The sequence below is a fragment of the Cysteiniphilum litorale genome (assembly GCF_003428165.1).
GTDB lineage: Bacteria > Pseudomonadota > Gammaproteobacteria > Francisellales > Francisellaceae > Caedibacter > Caedibacter litoralis.
The window spans coordinates 96,971-117,708 of the sequence record NZ_QLIQ01000001.1 but is presented as its reverse complement, the minus strand read 5'-3'; the positions used below and the strand labels follow the sequence as shown (position 1 = coordinate 117,708).

Annotated in this window: 18 protein-coding genes; 3 read left to right on the top strand and 15 right to left on the bottom strand. The window is 39.0% G+C overall.

All coding sequences use genetic code 11. From position 1 onward, the window contains the following. Nucleotides 1–112: 112 nt before the first annotated feature. Together sufB and DNJ75_RS00455 are read right to left on the bottom strand one after the other, a co-directional pair. Nucleotides 113–1,555 carry a Fe-S cluster assembly protein SufB gene (sufB, locus tag DNJ75_RS00460; protein WP_117001203.1) on the bottom strand — a complete coding sequence of 481 codons (1,443 nt, stop codon included), beginning with the start codon at nucleotides 1,553–1,555 and terminating at the stop codon, nucleotides 113–115. Further along, nucleotides 1,545–2,036: an SUF system Fe-S cluster assembly regulator gene (locus DNJ75_RS00455; RefSeq protein WP_117001202.1), complete on the bottom strand. Its 492-nt coding sequence runs from the start codon at nucleotides 2,034–2,036 to the stop codon at nucleotides 1,545–1,547. The genes sufB and DNJ75_RS00455 overlap by 11 nt, the downstream gene beginning before the upstream one ends. 426 nt (nucleotides 2,037–2,462) lie before the next feature. Here DNJ75_RS00455 and DNJ75_RS00450 point away from each other — a divergent pair, with 426 nt between their 5' ends. Beyond that, the gene (locus tag DNJ75_RS00450; RefSeq protein WP_117001201.1) at nucleotides 2,463–3,713 is read left to right on the top strand and encodes an MFS transporter; all 1,251 of its coding nucleotides are present in this window, start codon (nucleotides 2,463–2,465) and stop codon (nucleotides 3,711–3,713) included. A 3-nt stretch (nucleotides 3,714–3,716) separates the two neighbouring features. Here DNJ75_RS00450 and DNJ75_RS00445 read toward each other — a convergent pair whose 3' ends face one another. The 6 genes from DNJ75_RS00445 to bioB form a co-directional block, all read right to left on the bottom strand. Continuing rightward, nucleotides 3,717–5,180: an amino acid permease gene (locus DNJ75_RS00445; protein WP_117001200.1), complete on the bottom strand. Its 1,464-nt coding sequence runs from the start codon at nucleotides 5,178–5,180 to the stop codon at nucleotides 3,717–3,719. 252 nt (nucleotides 5,181–5,432) lie between these two features. Then, nucleotides 5,433–6,095, bottom strand: a complete 663-nt coding sequence (gene bioD / locus DNJ75_RS00440) for a dethiobiotin synthase (protein WP_117001199.1) — start codon at nucleotides 6,093–6,095, stop codon at nucleotides 5,433–5,435. A gap of 538 nt (nucleotides 6,096–6,633) precedes the next feature. Further along, a complete protein-coding gene (locus DNJ75_RS00435) occupies nucleotides 6,634–7,443 on the bottom strand; it encodes a methyltransferase (protein ID WP_117001198.1) in 810 nt (269 codons plus the stop codon). Beyond that, complete coding sequence (locus DNJ75_RS00430; RefSeq protein WP_117001197.1) at nucleotides 7,437–8,105, bottom strand: hypothetical protein; 669 nt, start codon at nucleotides 8,103–8,105, stop codon at nucleotides 7,437–7,439. Before DNJ75_RS00430 ends, DNJ75_RS00435 begins: the two co-directional genes overlap by 7 nt. Next, nucleotides 8,102–9,256 carry an aminotransferase class I/II-fold pyridoxal phosphate-dependent enzyme gene (locus DNJ75_RS00425; protein WP_117001196.1) on the bottom strand — a complete coding sequence of 385 codons (1,155 nt, stop codon included), beginning with the start codon at nucleotides 9,254–9,256 and terminating at the stop codon, nucleotides 8,102–8,104. The genes DNJ75_RS00430 and DNJ75_RS00425 overlap by 4 nt, the downstream gene beginning before the upstream one ends. Further along, nucleotides 9,237–10,202, bottom strand: coding sequence for a biotin synthase BioB (gene bioB / locus DNJ75_RS00420; RefSeq protein WP_373282840.1), 966 nt, complete (start codon nucleotides 10,200–10,202; stop codon nucleotides 9,237–9,239). Before bioB ends, DNJ75_RS00425 begins: the two co-directional genes overlap by 20 nt. Nucleotides 10,203–10,345: 143 nt before the next feature. Here bioB and bioA point away from each other — a divergent pair, with 143 nt between their 5' ends. Next, complete coding sequence (bioA, locus tag DNJ75_RS00415) at nucleotides 10,346–11,620, top strand: adenosylmethionine--8-amino-7-oxononanoate transaminase (RefSeq protein WP_117001194.1); 1,275 nt, start codon at nucleotides 10,346–10,348, stop codon at nucleotides 11,618–11,620. Between the two features lie 190 nt (nucleotides 11,621–11,810). On the opposite strand, the gene trpA is transcribed toward bioA, so the two are convergent. The 4 genes from trpA to DNJ75_RS00395 form a co-directional block, all read right to left on the bottom strand. Next, nucleotides 11,811–12,593 (bottom strand): tryptophan synthase subunit alpha, encoded by a 783-nt coding sequence (gene trpA, locus DNJ75_RS00410; protein WP_117001193.1) that lies wholly within the window; start codon nucleotides 12,591–12,593, stop codon nucleotides 11,811–11,813. Further along, a complete protein-coding gene (gene trpB, locus DNJ75_RS00405; protein WP_117001192.1) occupies nucleotides 12,586–13,767 on the bottom strand; it encodes a tryptophan synthase subunit beta in 1,182 nt (393 codons plus the stop codon). Before trpB ends, trpA begins: the two co-directional genes overlap by 8 nt. 114 nt (nucleotides 13,768–13,881) lie before the next feature. Next, nucleotides 13,882–14,823, bottom strand: coding sequence for an FUSC family protein (locus tag DNJ75_RS00400; RefSeq protein ID WP_117001191.1), 942 nt, complete (start codon nucleotides 14,821–14,823; stop codon nucleotides 13,882–13,884). Next, nucleotides 14,810–15,877 carry a hypothetical protein gene (locus tag DNJ75_RS00395; protein ID WP_117001190.1) on the bottom strand — a complete coding sequence of 356 codons (1,068 nt, stop codon included), beginning with the start codon at nucleotides 15,875–15,877 and terminating at the stop codon, nucleotides 14,810–14,812. Before DNJ75_RS00395 ends, DNJ75_RS00400 begins: the two co-directional genes overlap by 14 nt. 169 nt (nucleotides 15,878–16,046) lie before the next feature. Between DNJ75_RS00395 and DNJ75_RS00390 the strand changes: the two genes are divergently transcribed. Continuing rightward, complete coding sequence (locus DNJ75_RS00390; RefSeq protein ID WP_150468900.1) at nucleotides 16,047–16,892, top strand: MurR/RpiR family transcriptional regulator; 846 nt, start codon at nucleotides 16,047–16,049, stop codon at nucleotides 16,890–16,892. A 184-nt stretch (nucleotides 16,893–17,076) separates the two neighbouring features. Here DNJ75_RS00390 and guaA read toward each other — a convergent pair whose 3' ends face one another. From guaA to DNJ75_RS00375, 3 genes are all read right to left on the bottom strand, one after another. Beyond that, nucleotides 17,077–18,627 carry a glutamine-hydrolyzing GMP synthase gene (gene guaA, locus DNJ75_RS00385; RefSeq protein ID WP_117001188.1) on the bottom strand — a complete coding sequence of 517 codons (1,551 nt, stop codon included), beginning with the start codon at nucleotides 18,625–18,627 and terminating at the stop codon, nucleotides 17,077–17,079. A 158-nt stretch (nucleotides 18,628–18,785) separates the two neighbouring features. After that, on the bottom strand, nucleotides 18,786–19,667 hold the full coding sequence (locus DNJ75_RS00380) for a LysR family transcriptional regulator (protein WP_117001187.1): 882 nt from the start codon (nucleotides 19,665–19,667) through the stop codon (nucleotides 18,786–18,788). A 5-nt stretch (nucleotides 19,668–19,672) separates the two neighbouring features. Next, nucleotides 19,673–20,572, bottom strand: coding sequence for a LysR family transcriptional regulator (locus DNJ75_RS00375; RefSeq protein ID WP_117001186.1), 900 nt, complete (start codon nucleotides 20,570–20,572; stop codon nucleotides 19,673–19,675). Nucleotides 20,573–20,738 lie beyond the last annotated feature (166 nt).

Here is a 20,738-nt window from a genome sequence, read left to right as displayed (position 1 = left end):
GCCGTAGGCTGACGGGGTGTTTTAAAATCATAGTTTTTCTAAAACACGTAACTTCAATTATTTACTATTACTCTTGCACCTTGTGAAAGCTTTTACACTTTCTCTTATTTCACTACCCTATTGCACCTTCTAAACTGACTTCCATCAATTTTTGTGCTTCAACCGCAAACTCAAGGGGTAGCTTTTTAAAGACATCTTTACAAAAACCATTAACTATCATTGCTACCGCATCTTCTTCTGACATGCCTCGTTGTCGGCAATAAAAAAGCTGCTCATCAGAAATCTTTGATGTCGTTGCTTCATGTTCAATTTGCGCTGATTTTGATTTGTTTTCAATATATGGATACGTATGCGCGCCACACTCATGACCAATAAGCAAAGAATCACATTGTGAGAAATTGCGCGCATTATCCGCCGTTGGCAACATGCGTACTAGCCCACGATAGGCGTTTTGCGCGCGTCCTGCGGAAATACCTTTTGAAATGATCGTGCTTTTGGTATTTTTGCCCATATGAATCATTTTGGTACCGGTATCTGCTTGTTGCGCATGACGCGTTAATGCCACAGAGTAAAATTCACCCACACTATTATCCCCGCGCAAAATAACCGATGGATATTTCCACGTAATTGAGGAGCCTGTTTCCACTTGTGTCCATGAGATTTTTGCATTAGCGCCCATGCACACACCACGCTTGGTCACAAAGTTATAAATACCACCTTTACCGTTTTTATCTCCGGGATACCAATTCTGCACAGTTGAGTATTTAATTTCAGCATCTTTTAATGCCACTAACTCAACTACTGCTGCATGCAACTGATTTTCATCACGCATCGGAGCGGTACAGCCCTCTAGATAACTGACATAACTGCCCTCATCAGCAACAATTAAGGTACGTTCAAATTGCCCCGTATTTGAGGCATTAATCCGAAAATAAGTTGATAACTCCATCGGGCAACGCACACCTTTGGGAATATAGACAAATGAGCCATCACTAAATACAGCGGAGTTTAATGCCGCAAAATAGTTATCTGTTTGCGGCACCACTGAGCCGATATATTTTTCAATAAGCTCAGGATATTTTTGTAACGCCTCTGAAATTGGGCAAAATATCACACCTGCTTCAGCCAACTTTTCTTTAAAAGTAGTGACCACAGAGACAGAATCAAACACCGCATCTACTGCAACACCAGCAAGCATTTCTTGCTCATGCAAGGGAATGCCTAGTTTGTTATACGTCTCAATTAATTCTGGATCAACCTCATCTAAGCTTTTTGGCTTATCAGCTGCCGATTTAGGCGCTGCATAGTAACTAATCGCTTGATAATCAATTGGCTCATAATCGACATGCGCCCAAGTTGGCTCTTTCATTTCTAGCCATTTGTGATAAGCCTGCAAGCGCCATTTAAGCATAAACTCAGGCTCATTCTTTCGCTTGGAAATCTGCCGAATAATATCTTCATCCAAGCCATTACGAAAACGCTCTTGTTCGATCTCAGTCACAAAGCCGTGCTTATATTCCTGATCAAGCATTTTATTTATTTTTTCATCCGTCATATCGCATGATCTCTTTGCTGTTTTCTTTCTTAGTTTGATTCATATCACTTATTTTATTTAATTCACCTAATTTATCAGATGATGTATTCATTAACTCTAGTAACTTAAAGCCACTTAGCGTTTCGCGGACTTTTTTATTAATCACATGCCAATAGCCACCCATATGGCAATCATTGACAGAGCATGATATAAATCCCGCGCTGCAACACTCGGTAAACGCAAGCGGTCCATCAATTGCCTCAACAATATCAAGTACTGAAATTTCACTCACTTCAGAAGCCAGAGTATAGCCACCTTCAGCGCCACGTTTAGCAAGTAATACCCCCTTTAAGCTCAAGAGTTTGAGTACTTTACGCACGGTCGGTAAATTAAGCCCCGTAAGACTAATAAGATCAGTGGCACTGTATAATCCTTGCGGATTCTGCGCAAATTTGAGCACGATCATCACCGCGTAATCAGCAAGTTTACTGACTTTCAACATCAAAATAGTACTGGCTTGGTATCATATGCGCAAAGGGTAATGGGTTTTAGCGTTTGTGTCAACGGATTAAAAGTTGGTTTTCCTTTAATTGCAGCGATAATCATAGATACAAAAAATATTTTGCATTTTGTTTTTTTCAAGGTAGTCTATCTTTCTAGTCACTGATCTTTCGGGCAAGAAAAACTTAAATGCAGCACAATAAATATCTAAACACACAGTTATCTAGCTTAAATGGCTGTGCTGCTATTTCCATGCCTATTTGCTGTTGTTGTCGATGTATTAAGCCTAATTAGGATTTACTGCACTTATATTTAATCCGTTGTTACTTATGTCCAGTTTATCTTTAATTAGGCATCTTAATCTTTTTATCTTTTTAATCTTTGATATTTTAAGCGTAGAAACATAAACAATGAACAGGATAACCTTATGTTTAAATCAGTACTTTTATTTATTTTAGCGGCACTGTTTCTCTTTTTTGAAATGGCACTTCAAGTCTCACCTGGCATTATGACCGAAAACCTTATGAGCAGTCTGCATATCGATATATTCTGGCTTGGCGTGACCTCTGGTGCTTATTTTATTACTTATACTTTAATGCAGATTCCCGCAGGTCTTATTTATGATCGGTTCTCTGCACGCAATGTGATTATGCTGCCACTTTTAATTTGCATCATTGGTGGGTTTCTGTTTGGACTTGCACCAAACTTTTATCTTGCGGCTTGTGCACGTATTTTCATGGGCTTTGGCTCCGCTTTCGCCTTTATTGGCGTGCTTGTCGTTGCCAGTCATGTCTTTAGCAAACGCTATTTCACCTTAATCGCAGGTATCACCCAGATGCTTGCGGCATTGGGTGCCATGTGTGGCGCGCTACCACTGATCCCACTGATTGATCACTTTGGTTGGCGTGCAACAATGATGATTATTAGCAGCTTTGGCTTGATTCTCTTGATTATCATGTTTTTCTATCTAAAGCTTCCTAATAAACACCTAACAACGAAACCCGTGACAAGCTCATGGCTTGCTTTCAAGTCTGTTGCTCGCCAATCGCAAACGTGGATGATCGCAATCTATGCTTGTTTGCTGTGGATGCCAATGGCAGTTGTTGCCTCACTTTATGGCATCCCTTTTGTTGAGCAATACTTTAACGTTCCTTTTTCAGTCGCTGCAACTATTGTCACTTTTATGTGGATTGGTATTGCCATTGGCAGTCCTTTGTTTGGTTTTCTTGCCGATAAAACAGAACATATCAAACGCGTGCTTGTACTTTGTGCGGTAATTGGCACTGTCGCTTTTGGGTTTATTACACTGACGCCAATTAATAGCGTCACAATCCTTGTTATATTGTTCTTTGCAGCAGGTGCCGCATGCGCCGGTCAAGCATTAAGCTTTTCTTTGGTTTCACGCAATAATAAGCTAGAGCATCGCGCCACTGCTATTGGCTTTAATAATATGGCGGTTGTTATTTCAGGCTTTATTTTCCAGCCATTTGTTGGCTATGTTATCCGTGAAAGTCAGTCACAACTCACAACAAACTACCTATATAATGGATCAAGTTACCATAATGGTATGATCGTCGTATTATTTGGCTATTTGATTGCTAGCATAGCCGTTATTTTCTTGATTAAAGTACCGCATAGTAATAGTAGTAATAACGATATAGCTATGCTGAAATCTTAGAATTTAAAACGCACTTTGATGTGCTTCTTTATGGAAGAAATCAATATCTGATGTTGCTGAACGCTCAAACTTGGTACGTTTACGCCATTTATAACCAAGATACAAAAGAACAAATAAAATCACACCACTATAGGTTGCAAAGAAAGCCCCCCATGTTGCGGTACCTGATAGCATTTGTTCTACTTGCGCACCAAACATCATCACAATCAAAGCGATAATCGAAATAATGGGGCCATATGGATAGAACTTTGATTTATAAACCAAATCATCAAGCGATCTACCCTGCTTGATATATGCTCGACGAAAACGCAAATGGCTAATCGAAATACTTAACCAACCGATATATCCAGATAAACTGATTAAATTAACTAACCAGTTGAAAATTGCGCCATTACCGATAAAAGAGGCTAAGAAAAATGTAGCACCCAAGATCGATGTCACTAATACACCAATCACGGGCACGCCACGACGATTCGTTTTAGATAAGACTTTAGGCGCTTGTTTTGATTTAGATAAATACCATAATGTACGTGATGAGGTATAAATACATGAGTTTGCCGCCGATAATACTGCGGTAACTAATACGATATTAACGAGCGTTGCGGCATAGGTGAACCCTGTGCTTTGAAACACCATAGTAAAAGGACTCATGGCAACATTAGATTCAGGGTTTGCTAACCAAGTTGCAGTATATGGCACCAAAAAGCCAATAACGCCTAATGCACAAACATAGAACAAGGTTAAACGCCAAAACGTACTACGAATGGCCTTAGGTATCGCCTTTCTTGGGTCTTTTGCCTCACCTGCGGCAACACCAACAATTTCTGTCCCCTGGAATGAATAGCCGGCAATTAAAAACACACCCAGTATCGTAAATATTCCACCATTAAATGGCGCATTTGCAATATGCCAGTTACTAAAGCCAACGGCATGACCATTCTCACTAATGCCAAAAATAGCCAACACGCCAACCAAAATAAAAATAATAACAAATGATACCTTTATAAAGGATAACCAATATTCTGACTCACCATACATCGATACTGAAAACAAATTTATAGCAAGAATAATGACAAAGAAAATCGCACTCCACATCACCACAGGGGTATCCGGAAACCAAAACTGCATCAACAGTCCAGCGCCTAATAAGTCAGCAGAGATTGTCATCGCCCAGTTAAACCAATAATTCCAGCCCATGGCAAAACCAAGTGCTGGGTCAACGAACTTCTCTGAATATTTGTTAAAAGAACCTGTACATGGTGCATATGTTGACATCTCACCCAAACTGGTCATTAGCATATAGACCACGATTGCAACGAGTGCATAACCAATCAATGCGCCAGCCGGACCGGCCTGTGAAATGGCTGAACCACTGGCAAGAAATAACCCCGTGCCGATAGTACCACCTAACGCAATCATTGTTAAATGACGCGTTTTTAAATCACGTTTTAATTTAGTTGATTTCATACCTTCCCCTTTTTAATGTAACACACTCAAATTTAAGTGTACTTGATAACATTCGTTAATATCCTATTAATCAATCCTCACAATAATTTACCGAAAAAAATGAGCATGTGCGACAAAAATTTCTGACAAATGTTATAAAAGTTATATAAAAATGATAAATCATCTAAACAGAAGGAAATAAACCAACAATAGCCAAAATTGTACCATTTTCATCACCCAATCAGATCGCTAGCACCTAAAGATGTTATCAAGCTACAGATTAAATTGAATATCAGTTATTTTTGGAGAGTTCAACATCCCTTCCAATGTCAGAATATTTTCTTGCAAAACAGGCATATCAGGATTAATGCAATTAGCAATCCAACCAATACAGGGGATTTGTTGCTGTTTAAGATAGTGTTCAGTTAGCAAAGCATGATTAATACAACCAAGCTTCATGCCGACAACCAAAAGCACTGGAATATCTAAAGCCTTTAAATAATCAGCCCATGTTTCATTGAAATTTAATGGCGTTAATAAGCCACCTGCGCCTTCAATAAAAGTGATATCACTGTTAATTTGCGCTAAAGAATGCTTGGTTTGTGCAACAAGTTTTTCAACAGTTAATAATTTATTTGCCTGCTCTGCGGCAATATGCGGGGCAATGGCAGGCTCATAAACGTTAGGGTTTATTACTTCATAAGGAAGTAGCACCGAGGATGCCTCTTGTAAGGCCAACGCATCTTCATTAACCAGGCAACCATCTTGGACAAAAGCGCCTGATGCCATTGGTTTTAATCCAGCGACTGTTAAGCCCTGCTTTTTTAATTGACTCATTAAATAAACACAGACATAAGTTTTGCCGACTTCGGTATCAGTACCGATAATGGCGATTTGCTTATGTTTTGTTAATTTTGTTAATGAAGATATATTCATTTATTTTCCTTATTAATTATTTCATAAAAGGTATCGCATAAAGGGCGTATGCAATACGCCCCTACAAAGATCCTTGTAGGGACAATTCACGAATTGCCCCGCATATACCACACACCACCGTAAAGACAATTCACGAATTGTCTGATGCATACGCCATCACGGGGCAATTCATGAATTACCCCTACAGGAATTATTTTATAATCACACATAACCCGACCATATAATTTCACGGTAGTCGGCGCAATCCACAAGTCACCTGATATATGCCAAATTTATCAATTGCCACATACACACACCATCGTAGGGGCAATTCATGAATTGCCCGATGCATACACCATCACGGGGTAATTCGTGAATTACCCCTACAGGAATTGTTTTATAATCACACATAACCCGACCGTATAATTTTAAGGTGGTAAGAACAATTCACAAACCACCTGATATATGCCGAATTCATCAATTGTCACATACACACACCATCGTAGGGGCAATTCATGAATTGCCCGATGCATAAACCCATCATGGGGTAATTCATGAATTACCCCTTTGTAATAACATATAACCCAATCTCATAACTTAACGTTGTCATTTGATCATTATCATTGTGCAAATATCGCCAAAGCGATTTCATTTCTGGCTTTTTACTTTTTCGACCCTTTCCATTCTTTTCCTCCTTTCCATCCCCTAAAAAACTATTTACACCTGTGCTTTTTAAATGCTTAAGTTGCGTCAACCTATTAAAAAACTCTAATTGAATGCTTTGCTTATCGATACTTAAATACTGCCAATTAAGCAATTTAAACAACGATTGCATTTCATGATGCGCTGTAAACTTGTTAATACGAACAATCTTTTTAAGCTCCTCAAAAGTGCCATCCAACGGAATAGAAAAGACAAACATACCATTTACAGCCAACACTTGATCAATGTATTTGAATAATCTTTGTAAGCAATGAGACCACTGTAGCGCCATATTACTATAGATAACATCATATTTTTTTTGCGGTAATGCTTGCCAGAAAAATGATTGATTAAAATCACCTTGTATAAAGTTAAAGTTACACCTTGATATAGGCGAACTATCGACTGTTATCTCCCTTGCTCTATCAATCAAAGCATCTGCAATATCAACCGCATCATAAGTCAATGGCATAAGTCGTTTTGCGATATCAATACTAGCAACACCATCCCCACAACCTAACTCTAATATATGCTGTATATTTTGATATTGCTCAAGATGCTGACATGCCATGTTTTTTAAATTTTCATCCACCTTGCGTTGCACTTGATCATGTTGATGATAACTATCTTTAGCGGCACTAAAACTTATGCGCGGTGATTTTAGCATGCGCTTACCTCACTTTTGGCAAAATGCAATAAGCCTAGGTGGCTTTGACTCTTTGTGATCTCACCATTAAGTAACTTTGCCAAAGATTGACTATCAACAATCGCATCATTTTCTGCCAGAAATACAGTAACGCTCATTTGGTTACACAACGCAATTGCATCTGTTATTGGCATTCTTTCAGTAAAAGAAAACATCCACTTTAAGTAATTTAATTGACTATGATGCTCTCTAGCATCTGCCAATAGGCAATACGACTCTATGAGTTTAAGCTTATCAGCCTCTGGAAAGGCAACAAGCTTTAAAAATTTCTGTGATAGTTTTTTTGGGTTTAGTTCATATTGTTTTATAAATGCTTGTTTTTTCTCATCACTAGAAAATTGCCATAATAATGGCAAACCATAACAATAAATGCTTTTATTTTTGACATCCAATTTATTTTGTTGAATGAGTTTCAAAACCCATAAGCCACTATGTGACCATGCATGAACAACTTCAGCTTTGGCTAATTTCCTTGATAAATACTGTAATACTTGTTGTTCATTTATGTTTTCAAAAAAAGGCATATCTATGCATTGATGAGCGGATATTTCAGGGTGAAATATTTGCCAAAGACTCGCCTTAAAGCCCCAGCCTGATAAAAACACATGATTTTGAATACTCATAACACACGTACCAATTGATCTAATAATGCTTTAATATCACCTGTATCATGCAAGGCAGTGAGCGATATGCGTAGTCTGGCACTATGCTCAGGCACTGTTGGTGGACGAATACAAGAAACATAAAAGCCTTTATCTTTAATCATACCTTGTATGTTTTGCGTTTGTTGGTTATCTCCAATGATAATGCTGCGAATTGGTGTCAAATCGTAAGATACAACATGAAGCCCCAGTTTCTGTGCATAGTGGTTAAAAAAGGCAATATTTTCAAACAACTTGTCACGCAAATAATCACCCTTCATAACTAGCTTTAAACTCGCATTTAAAGCAGCAACAACCGGAATGGCAAGTGCTGTGCTATAGATATAACTACGCGCTGTTTGTAGCAATAGCTCAATGAACTCCTCACTGGCACACACCAGTGCCCCCATGGTACCTAATGCTTTACCGCATGGCACGATCATGACAGGCACATCTTCAAAAGTTAAACCCGCATGACTTACCACACCTCTGCCTGATTGACCTAACACACCAAAGCCATGCGCATCATCAACAATGAGTTTAGTAGAACCAGTATTGGCAAGTCTTGCTAAAGGCGAGATATCACCATCCATACTAAAAACACCTTCGGTAATGACATGCTTAGCTTCTGGATGTTTTTTTAAAATGGTGCGCAAACTATCAATATTTTGGTGTGGGTAGCGCTTAAGCTTGGCACCTGATAAGGCAATGCCATCTAAAATAGAGGCATGAACTAATTTATCCGCAACCACTGTCTGAGCATTGTTTCCTATTAGACTCATCACCGCTAAATTAGCATGGTAACCAGAGTTAAATAGCAAAGCACGTGGATAGCCTACAAATGCTGCTATATCATGTTCTAACGCCTCAATGAGATAATGACTTCCTGAAACAATGGCTGATGATGTGCTACCCACACCATAATGCTCAATGGCTTGCTGTGCTTTTTTTTTGACCTCAACATGCTGTGATAATCCCAAGTAATCATTACCACTAAAATTGATCAATGCATGCTCATCAATATGGATAAATTTGTCGTGTATTTGGGTAAATACACGTTGCCGATAACGCCCATTTTGTTTAATTGCCGTTAAATGGTCAGCATGATGCTTATCATTCGCTAACAAGCTCATGATGCTCCTCACTGTTTTTTGTTACTTTAAAGCCTAGTGTATTGAGAAGCTTCAAATCATCATTCTCTGAAGGATTCGCCGCAGTTAATAGCTTATCACCATAAAAGATAGAGTTTGCTCCTGCTAAAAAGGCTAAAGCTTGCATTTCATCACTCATTTGCGAGCGCCCTGCTGAAAGTCTGATTTTTGAGCTTGGCATTAAGATTCTTGCCACAGCAATCGTGCGCACAAAGTCAAAGCTATCAACTTCAGCTTTTTTGAGTTTATTGCCAAGTGGTGTACCAGGCACTGGAATCAATTGATTGATTGGCACGCTTGCTGGTGGTGTTTTCAAATTTGCTAATGTTACCAACATCTGTAAACGATCATCAATCGTCTCGCCCATCCCAAGAATACCACCACAACAGACTTTCATGCCAGCATTTGACACTTCTTCCAAGGTATCTAAACGCGATTGGTAATCTCTGGTGCTAATAATCTCTTTATAAAACTCCTCAGAGGTATCCAAATTATGATTGTAATAATCAAGCCCCGCATCGGCTAATTCTGTGGCTTGTGCTTTGGATAACATCCCTAAAGTCATACAAGTCTCTAATCCTAGTGACTTGACTGACTGGATAATTTCAAGTAACTGTGGCATCGCTTTCTCCGGTGGATTGCGCCACGCAGCCCCCATACAAAAGCGCTTAGCGCCAAGATCTTTGGCTCTTTGAGCTTGTGATACAATACTCCCCACATCCATTAACTTTTCTTTTTGAACGCCTGCATTATAATGCCCGCTTTGCGGACAGTATTTACAATCTTCAGGGCAACTACCTGTTTTAATGCTTAGCAGCACACAAAGTTCAATCTCATCAGCAAAATTCGCGCGATGTACCGTTTGTGCTGTAAATAGTAATTCATTAAATGGTTTGCTATATAAGCTTTGTGCATAATTTAAATCTATCATTGTCATTATTATCCTTGATCCTCTGTTTTTCACTTTTTCACTTTTTCACTTTTTCACATTGCGATACTTTTACATCGGCAACAATCTAGATATACTTGCCGCTTTAGTCAACTTATAATTTTATTAAGGTTTACAAAAAAATGTATTCGACCAATCTTTGGCACCCTTGCTCACAAATGAAAGATTATGAAACCTTCTCACCACTTCATATTACCAAGGCCAGAGGCAGCTTTATTTATCATAATGACAAACCGATTATTGATGCCATCTCAAGCTGGTGGTCTAAGTCATTAGGTCATAGCCACCCAGATTTGCAAAAAGCCTTAACACAGCAACTAGACGCACTTGAGCATACAATTTTGGCAAACACCACAAACACAACCATTGAGGTCTTAACACAAAAGCTTTGTCAACTCACCCATACCGATAAAGCACTCTTTGCCAGTGATGGCTCTTGTGCTGTTGAAATTGCAATGAAAATGAGTATTCATGCACGTGTTATTAAAGGACAGTCAAACAAAACGCATTTTGTCGCACTGCAAAATGGATATCATGGTGAAACTTGCGCCACCTTAAGTGTCAGTGATTTAGGTTTGTACAAAGAGGCTTATCAAGCCTTATTATTTGATTGCACTTTCTTAAAAGATATTCCTTATGTGACTGGTATTAATGACCCGCTTTGGCATGATACGCAATGTGCTTGGCAAAAGTCACAGATGCAATTAGAGGCAATTAAAGATAAGCTAAATGCGGTGATTATCGAGCCATTGATTCAAGGCGCTGGTGGCATGCTGATCTATAGCAAAGACTATCTAAGCAGACTCGCCAAATGGTGTAAAGAGAATGATATTTACTTAATTGCCGATGAAATTATGACCGGCATTGGACGCACAGGAAAAATGCTCGCTTGTGAGCATGCTGATATTACACCTGATTTTATTTGTTTATCCAAAGGCATTACTTCAGGCATGCTACCCTTAAGTATCTGCTTAACGCATGATGATATTTATGCGCTTTTTTATGATGATTATGCAACACAGAAAGCCTTTATGCACTCGCATACCCATAGTGGTAACACATTGGCCTCTAGAGTTGCTTTAGAAACACTCACTATTTTTGAGCGTGAGAGTATACTTAACTATGTTAATAAAACATTGGCGCCAACGATGCATAATATCATGCTAGAAATCGCTCAAAGCACCCAGAAACTGCATAATATTCGCAGCCTTGGTGGCGTTGTTGCTGCTGATCTAAAAACCACTGAGCCACGTGCGGGTTACAAACTATATCAACGAGCGATTGAAAAAGGCGCGCTAATGCGTCCATTGGGTAATACTATTTATTGGCTGCCACCATTGAATACTGATATAAAAACGATAAATAAGCTGGGGGAAATATTGCTCGAGCTATTATAAAGCATCAATGTATAACAGTTGGCTTAAGCGTCAGTCGAAGCCATTTACTTTTCTTCTTCCCAGAGAGTGCAACGTGCAATAATAAATAAGTTGAACTGCAATTACCCCCTCACCCGCGCAGCTGAAGCTGCACGAGCGATCCCACAAGGGGAGAGGTACAAGTAGAGTCAACTTATTTTTAAATTATTGATTACTTGAGCGCCTTAATAAACTGACGTATTTTATCAGCTGCTATTGTTGTATTATCTAAATGCTGTTCAATTAATGAAGTAAAGTAACTACCCACAATCGCCGCATTGCCACCGGCTTGCCATACTGCGTGAACATGTTCAGGTTTTGAAATACCAAAGCCAACGACCATTGGCTGATCAATCAGTGCTCTTACATGCTTGATTCGTGCGATGGTTTGAGGAGCAATCTCACTTTTAGCACCGGTTGTACCAAAGCCACTTAACACATAATTAAACGCACTACTATGACTGGCTAATTGCTTGACACGCTCATCGGATGAGTTTGGGGCAACCATTTGTACCGCACCAATATTATATTTCTTAAGTAAGGTCTCATGTTCTTTTGACTCTTCTAACGGTAAATCGGCACAGACCACACCATCGATGCCAACACTTTGCAGCTTTTGATAAGCGCTTTCACCTTGCTTAAATAAAAGGTTATAATAAATCAGTAAGCCAATTGCGATATCTGGATATTTCCGGCGAATAATACTTAGCATCTCAATACAGCGATCAAACGTCATACCTGATTTTAGTGCCCTTTCCATCGAGCGTTGATTGGTTGGACCATCGGCAATCGGATCAGAAAAGGGAAAGCCAAGTTCAATCGCTTCAATACCACTATCAATTGCTGCAGATATGATATGTAGGCTTTCATCAAAATTAGGATCACCCAAGGTAAAAAATGGCATAAATATTTTTTTGCTGTGATCTTTAAACAATCTGTCAAATCGATTACTCATCGGAAAGTCCTTTATATCTAAAATAACTTTGTAAATCTTTGTCACCCCGCCCAGATAAGTTCACTAAAATGGTTTTACCCTTCAACTGCGACTGTGCTAATTGAAATGCCAATGCTAAAGCATGCGCTGATTCAAAAGCTGGAATAATACCCTCTTTTTTTGATAACTCTTCAAATGCTGCAATTGCCTCATCATCAGTGATGGTAAGATAACTCACGCGTTTGCTCTCTTGCAAATAAACATGCTCAGGTCCAATGCCAGGATAATCTAATCCTGCTGAGATCGAATAGGGCTCTTTGATCTGCCCATCTTTATCTTGTAAGAACAGTGATTGCATACCATGGAATACACCTATTTCACCTTTGTTCATCGTTGCCGCATGCTCTCCAGTCTCTAGCCCTTTGCCCGCGGGCTCCGCGCCATAAATAGCCACCTTTTCATCACTCAAAAAGCCACTGAATATGCCAATCGCATTACTCCCCCCCCCAACACAAGCAATAACCGCATCAGGTAAAGCACGAGTTAATTTAAGCATTTGCGCACGTGCTTCTTTACCAATGATCTCTTGAAAATAACGCACTAAGGCTGGAAATGGATGCGGTCCTGCCGCAGTACCGAAACAGTAGTAGGTGTCCTCAGCATTGGTAATCCAATCACGCATTGCATCATTGATCGCGTCTTTTAATGTTGCACTTCCTGATGACACGCTATGAACCTTAGCACCAAATAATTTCATCCGTTCAACATTAGGCTTTTGTCGGGCGATATCAACCGCGCCCATGTAGATCTCAACTTGAAGTCCAAGCATCGCTCCGGTCATCGCCGTTGCCACACCATGTTGACCGGCGCCCGTCTCAGCGATAACGCGCTTTTTACCAAGGTATTTGGCCAAGAGCATCTGACCAATGGTGTTATTGGTTTTATGCGCACCACCATGCAATAAATCCTCGCGCTTAAGATAAATATTGGCGCCATATTTATTCGATAAGTTCTGTATATAGGTAATTGGTGTTTCGCGTCCTGCGTAGTCTTTTAATAGACGTTTAAATTCTAACTGAAAGGATTCATCTTGTTCAATGGCGATAAAGCCTCTCTCAATCTCTGTTAAAATCGGCATCAAGCTCTCAGGCGCGTAACAGCCCCCAAACTGACCATAGCGTGTATTTAATTGCATAAAATGACACTTAAGTTAAGCATAAGTTTGGCTACGATAACACGCTTTTTACAAACGCACAAAAGAATTTTGCAATTATGTATCGATACACAAATACAAGACTGCCGTAATCAACTATTTTTTAGATAGCTTATTAATCATTTTCTCAAACGCAGCATACTCATTTTTTAACAGATCAAAAAACATCACTAGTTTCTGACGGCAAAAATGAAGTAATTTCTGGTTGCTTTGACGATTATCCAATAGTAGCAAAGCACGATAAACCGACATAAGTTCACGCATTGTTGATAGCAACACCTTGATCATATTGATTTGCGCTTTATTTAGCTCTGTTTTAGTGTTAATAAAATTTTCAACCATATGCTTTTCTTGCAATGCTAACTCATCGATAAGTAGTCTTAATATCTCTTTATCCAAACTTTCATCACTTTCACCACTTTGATCAAAATCATTTTCTTTATCTATTATTAATATTTTGTCATTTTCTGCTTTTTGCATTAAAAACATTTCAATAATTTGCTTATGTGTAAGATAAACCGATGAGAATTCCATATAGAATCTTTCTCTTAAATTACGCTGTTTTAATACGCTACTAATGAGCAGAATCACCAACGCGCCTATTGCAATATCCAATATGCGCGCGATAAGTAACGACACATCCCAAAAGGATAAAGTACCGATAAACATCACCACAAAAATACTGCTAAAGAAAACGCCCACTGCATAGTGCACCACACTAAAATAAAGCGTATAAAGTGCTAACACCAAGATCACCGTGATAATCACATAAAACGGTACATATAGATTTAATAGGTAATAAGCAATTGTCCCAATAAAGCAACCTAAAATCGTATTAATAACAACAGCTTTAGAGCGAAATAAAACTTCTCTGGCATGTACGCTAATGCTGATAGATATGATTGCCAAAACACTCCAGTAGTTACGTTGTAAACCAACAGCTTCAGTGATTACAATAGCAAGTAAACAAGCACTTGCTACCCTAATTGCCAACAACTTGTAAACCGGCAATGCATTTAACCAATTAATCAATCTCATGCACAACCTCTCTCAAAGATAGCGTAGTGCTATGTAAACTCTCTAGAAGAAGTAATATCTCAAAAACAAGGACTTGGCAGCCTTTTAGTGTAGATAGAGTTAATACCGCTTGTTTAAAATGATCGATATGTGTTTTAAATTGAGTTAGCTGATGTTTAAAGTCCTCATCTTTATTCAGCAAAAACACCCAGACTGCAAGCTTAGTTGCCATATAAACGATATCCTTAAGTGCCGTTTTTTTAATAACATCCTCAGCAATGACTGACTTTCTTTTGGATAGCGTGTAATAGAAAAAGATTAAGCGGAAAGTATTCTGCACTAGGTTGTGATAATGAGCATAGCATTTATGCCAAGCAACTTTACGTTTCGGTAAAATAATCCAGCTCGCCCCCTTATCGTGCAGCGTGATCAAACGCGTGTTAACTTCTTTTTGGGTTTTATCTATATCAAAAACACCTGCATTGACATCAAATGCCATATGCAAAATATGACGTGTTTCATTTTGCAAAAAAATCGCATGCATCTGTAAGACGCGTAATAACTGCCTAGGCGTATCCCATGGGCGCAGCATTAACACCAACACAAAAAAAGCGCTCCCTACGCATAATAGGCTGATATATAACTGTGTTAGATCCTGTTTAAGCACCGGCAACTGGATTGACGATATCGCTAATACAATCACCAAATAACCAGGAAATTGATTAAATATATGGTCATATTTTCTCACCCAAAAAGCATAGTACGCACAGATAATTACTAAACTGAAACTTAATAACCTATAGGGGTGCAACCAGTAGGATACGGTTAATGCCAGAGCAAATCCTGCTAAAAACCATAGAAATATCTTGCGTCGTGAATATATATCGCCCACCGCACAAACAATGGCAGCGAATGCCAGAAAATAAAACACCCAAATAATGACTTCATAAACAAAACCTAGGCGCCATGCAATCAGAAAATAGATAAGCATAATCGCACCAACTTTGATCACCATTGACAACACATGTGCCCCAGGATCATTCTTTGATAAGTTGTATATAAAATGTTTTATCATTTTTACTGTGATCCATGTTTATTATCTACACGCCATGTTATAATGCGCCCAATTTTTTTATGGTTATGAGCAAAACTTAATGTCTCTGCAGATTATAGCGTTTAAACGCTAAAAATGCAGTGACACCGCGGCAACTTAGGGGTACAAAAGCGTGAGACATGATGAAACAATGTTAGAAAAACTTCAAAATGGGGAGTTTAAATTAAGAAAATCTGAGCAAAAGGTTGCAAATTGGATTATCGATAACAGCCATGAGGCAACTTCGTTAAACATCACGACAATTGCACATAATGTTGGTGTGAGTGAACCAACAATCGTCCGCTTTTGTCGTGCGGTGGGTTGCAAAGGTTTTCAAGAATTCAAGATTCGCTTTGCTGAGGAATTAGCCCTTGGAAAAATCAATGAATCGATTGATATAAAGCTTGATGACTCTACTGCTGTTGTTAAAGATAAGGTTGCTCAATATGCGCGTGCAGCACTCGCCAATGTCGATCGTGAAATTGACAACGAGCAGCTTGAGTTAGCGACAAACATTCTAATTGACTCTAATAAGGTTGTTGTTTGTGGCTTTGGTGCATCAAACTGCACCGCTTTTGATAGCTTCCATAAACTCTTTAGAATGATGCCAAAAGTTGGCTACTATCCTGACATGCATATGTCAGCAATGGCAATTGGCTCTTTGGAACCAGGGGACGCAATTATTGCCATTTCTAACAGTGGCAAATCAGAAGCCTTGATTAGCCTATGTAAGCTTGCACGCAGTAATGGTGCAAAGGTAATCACCATTACCGACCCAGGCTCACCAGTTGATCAAACAGCGAGCGTGCGTTTGAATATCAAAAAACAAGTCGATACAGGACTATTTGTACCAATGGCACATCGATTAAAGCAGTTAACAATCATTGACTTTTTGGTGTATAACTACGCAAGATTGAATGAACAGCGTGCAGCTCAGCGCTTAAAGAAAACAAAAACAGCATTAACCAATCTAAAACAGCAACACAGTATTATTTAGCGAAGTTATGGACTTTTCTATTTCAACACTCCACCTCGCAAGCTTAAGCACCCCTCTTGCAAAGAGAGGAATATAAAATCACTGCTGCCTAATTCCCCTCTTTTCAAGAGGGGTGGCAGCCGTAGGCTGACGGGGTGTTTATAAAATTATAGTTTTTCTAAAGTGAGCAACCCTAATTATTTGATCATTCCCACTCAATTGTTCCTGGTGGTTTGCCTGTAACATCATAAACCACGCGAGAGATCCCTTTAACTTCATTGACAATCCGATTGGAAATAAGACCTACCAGCTCATAAGGCAAGTGCGCCCAACGTGCCGTCATAAAGTCAATGGTCTCAACCGCTCTTAAGGCAACAACATAATCATACTTACGTTGATCACCCATCACACCAACAGACTTCACCGGTAAGAACACAGCAAACGCCTGACTGACTTTATCATAATAACCACTTTTCTCTAGCTCTTGCATATAGATGGAATCAGCTTGACGCAAGATATCAGCATAGTCTTTTTTGACCTCGCCTAAGATACGCACACCCAAACCAGGGCCTGGGAATGGATGACGATACACCATACGATATGGCAAACCTAGCTCAACGCCCACTTTACGCACTTCATCTTTGAATAACTCTCTTAACGGCTCGACAAGCCCAAGCTTCATGTCTTCAGGTAAACCACCGACGTTATGATGCGACTTAATCACATGCGCTTTACCGCTGCTACTGCCTGCTGACTCAATCACATCAGGATAAATCGTGCCTTGTGCCAACCATTTAGCATTTTTAAGTTTGGCTGATTCTTCATCGAAGATATCAACAAACAAATTACCGATAATTTTACGCTTTTTCTCAGGGTCATTAACCCCTTCAAGCTTAGCTAAGAATCGCTCTTCTGCATTCACCCGCACAACATTAACATGCATATTTTCAGCAAATGTCTGCATGACTTGATCACCTTCGTGCAAGCGCAATAACCCAGTATCAACAAACACACAGGTTAATTGCTCACCAATCGCTTTATGTAAAAGGGCAGCAACGACAGATGAGTCAACACCACCTGATAAGCCTAAAACGACTTCATCAGATCCAACTTGTGCTTTGATTTTTTGCACGGCATCTTCAATGATGCTTGCAGGGTTCCATAATGCTTCACAGCCACAGATTTTAAAGGCAAAGTTCTCAAGCAACTCTTTACCATAAGCAGAATGTGTCACCTCTGGATGATATTGCACACCATAATATGGCTTTGTTTTATGTGCCATCGCCGCAATCGGTGCGTTTTCAGAAGAAGCAATCACTTCAAATTCATAGCCTAGATCAACCACTTTATCACCATGGCTCATCCACACATCTTGGGTTTGCGGTACTGATTCATACAAAGGGGTTACTTTACTGATCTCAATCTTGGCATAACCAAACTCACGTTTATCAGATGAGGCAACTTCGCCACCGAATTGGTGTGCCATAGTTTGCATGCCATAGCAAATACCTAGTACAGGGACATTTAATTCAAACACACATTCAGGCGCTCTGACATGTACTGATTCATTAACTGATTCAGGTCCACCGGAGAGAATAATGCCACTGGCAGCAAAATCTTTGATAAAACTCACATCAACATCATAAGGATAAATCTCACAATACACACCAATCTCACGTACACGACGCGCGATCAATTGCGTATATTGCGAACCAAAATCTAAAATCAACAATCTATGCTTATGTATATCTTGCATACAGGAAACACTCATCACCACATTAAAAACTGCCCGCGATTATATACCCATCGTCAATTATTTTACAGATTTTTTGCCTTGTATTTTGCTTGGCGTTACTCACTGGAGTTACCTATAAGCAAATGGCAAAATGCAATCGTATTCATTAATGGAAAATACTACAACGCATTGATACATTCTAAACACACTCGTTCACACAGCTCTCTAAGCCATCTATTTTGCACATTATGCTCAAGACGTTTAGGATAAGCCAACGTTACTGGCACTTTCGCTGTTTCAAATGGTAAAGGAACAACATTTAACCCTTTATATAAAGCGTAGTTTAAAGGTAAAGTTGCCACATATCGATCTTTTAACAGTGAGACGATTCGATCAATCCTTGCACATCTTAACTTTATATTTCTTGGATCGGGAATTCCTAAATAGGTTTGAACAAATAGGTTGTCATCACTACTAATGCTGTGGGCAACATGTGGTAAGTTGATATATGTCTCATAATCAATTGCTTTTTGTGTCAATGGGTAACGATCATAAGCTAAAACAAAACCATCTTCAGCAATGACTTTAACACCAAAATTTGATAAATGTTCATAGAAGCCGATAATAACATCTGCTTTATCAAATTGATGTACATATTCATAGTTATAGACCCCTTGAAAAATCTGTAGCGAGATCACATGATCTTTGTTATAGCGCTGTATTTCATTGATCAAGCGCTCAGCAATAACATCATAAGCAATTTCAATAACATGAATGGTAAACTGAGCGGGTGTTTTATATGGATCAAACTGCTGTAAATTTGGCAAGATAGCAACAAACTCATGATTAATTTGCTGCAAGGTTGACAATATCGCATGTGCTTTTGCCGTAAGCTCCATATTATGACCATTGCGCACCAATATTTGATCTTTAAGCTCATTGCGTATTTTATTTAAACGCAAGGTCACGCCAGGCTGTGACATATTCATAAGTTTCGCTGTCTTACTAAGACTGCGCTCAGTAATTAAGGTTTGTAATACAAGATAATCTTTTATGTCCATAAGATTTATACTCCAAGCTTTAAGTTAAGCGCACGAGCTTTAGTGCGGATAACTTTGGCACATAGATTTCTTAACCAACGATTTTTAGCATCAATCTGTAAGAAATTTGGGTATGACAATGCAATCGGAATCTCGGGTGTAAAAAAAGGTAATGGCAAGTACGCCAATCCATGCTCTTTGGCAAAAGACTCACCAAGCGTTGCTACACATCTCCCTTGAGCAAGGTGTGGATAAGCAACGTTTATATTGTTGGTACGCAATTTAATATTTCTAGGATCCGGTCTTGATAAATACTCTAAAAATGGATTGCTCTCATCCTCTCTTGCAAATACAACATGTGGTAATTTCACATACTGCTGCATCGTTATTTTTTTAGTATTTTTTAAAGGTCTCACCTGATGAACCAATTGATACTGATCCCAAGCAATAATTTCCTGAGTAAAGCCTTTTATTGGATACACCGTGCCAATAATAATGTCGGCATTTTGAAAATCATAGCGCCCTTCAATACCTGACTCTAATGGGAATACCGTAATGCGCACTTCATGCAAATCACTGACCTCATAAATTGCATCAATATACTCTTCAAAACAAAAATAGTAATGCCCATCAGATATATACAAATTAATAATACTCGGTGTGTTTTTAGCATCAAAATGCTCAATAGGATAAAGACTTTGAATACTTTCATGTAAGCGCGTTATCGCATTGCTAAGCGACAGAGCTTTAGCAGTTAGTACCATCTCTTTGCCATCTCGCACCAATAGCGGATCATCAAAATACTTTCTAAGTTTATTAATGCGTGCAGTTACCGCTGGTTGCGATAAATTAATTTGCTCACCAATCTCAGTTACCTTAGCGCCGGTAAGTAACAAGCGTAAAACCTGAACATCTTCATTGTCCATCTTATATCATCCTTTATATCAATGATTATATGAAGTATAGATGGCAATCCTTAAATTGACAGGTAAGTTAAAACTTATCTCTGCCTTAACGATCACCATCGGATATTATCTGGACTTAAGTGTGTAACCGGCGAATGATGATCACAGGTTACAGTTGTATTACTTG

Bases quoted from the DNA above. Each gene is read 5' to 3' on its own strand.
- sufB (WP_117001203.1), bottom strand. From the start codon at position 1,555: ATGACGGATGAAAAAATAAATAAAATGCTTGATCAGGAATATAAGCAC.
- DNJ75_RS00455 (WP_117001202.1), bottom strand. From the start codon at position 2,036: ATGTTGAAAGTCAGTAAACTTGCTGATTACGCGGTGATGATCGTGCTC.
- DNJ75_RS00450 (WP_117001201.1), top strand. From the start codon at position 2,463: ATGTTTAAATCAGTACTTTTATTTATTTTAGCGGCACTGTTTCTCTTT.
- DNJ75_RS00445 (WP_117001200.1), bottom strand. From the start codon at position 5,180: ATGAAATCAACTAAATTAAAACGTGATTTAAAAACGCGTCATTTAACA.
- bioD (WP_117001199.1), bottom strand. From the start codon at position 6,095: ATGAATATATCTTCATTAACAAAATTAACAAAACATAAGCAAATCGCC.
- DNJ75_RS00435 (WP_117001198.1), bottom strand. From the start codon at position 7,443: ATGCTAAAATCACCGCGCATAAGTTTTAGTGCCGCTAAAGATAGTTAT.
- DNJ75_RS00430 (WP_117001197.1), bottom strand. From the start codon at position 8,105: ATGAGTATTCAAAATCATGTGTTTTTATCAGGCTGGGGCTTTAAGGCG.
- DNJ75_RS00425 (WP_117001196.1), bottom strand. From the start codon at position 9,256: ATGAGCTTGTTAGCGAATGATAAGCATCATGCTGACCATTTAACGGCA.
- bioA (WP_117001194.1), top strand. From the start codon at position 10,346: ATGTATTCGACCAATCTTTGGCACCCTTGCTCACAAATGAAAGATTAT.
- trpA (WP_117001193.1), bottom strand. From the start codon at position 12,593: ATGAGTAATCGATTTGACAGATTGTTTAAAGATCACAGCAAAAAAATA.
- trpB (WP_117001192.1), bottom strand. From the start codon at position 13,767: ATGCAATTAAATACACGCTATGGTCAGTTTGGGGGCTGTTACGCGCCT.
- DNJ75_RS00400 (WP_117001191.1), bottom strand. From the start codon at position 14,823: ATGAGATTGATTAATTGGTTAAATGCATTGCCGGTTTACAAGTTGTTG.
- DNJ75_RS00395 (WP_117001190.1), bottom strand. From the start codon at position 15,877: ATGATAAAACATTTTATATACAACTTATCAAAGAATGATCCTGGGGCA.
- DNJ75_RS00390 (WP_150468900.1), top strand. From the start codon at position 16,047: ATGTTAGAAAAACTTCAAAATGGGGAGTTTAAATTAAGAAAATCTGAG.
- guaA (WP_117001188.1), bottom strand. From the start codon at position 18,627: ATGCAAGATATACATAAGCATAGATTGTTGATTTTAGATTTTGGTTCG.
- DNJ75_RS00380 (WP_117001187.1), bottom strand. From the start codon at position 19,667: ATGGACATAAAAGATTATCTTGTATTACAAACCTTAATTACTGAGCGC.
- DNJ75_RS00375 (WP_117001186.1), bottom strand. From the start codon at position 20,572: ATGGACAATGAAGATGTTCAGGTTTTACGCTTGTTACTTACCGGCGCT.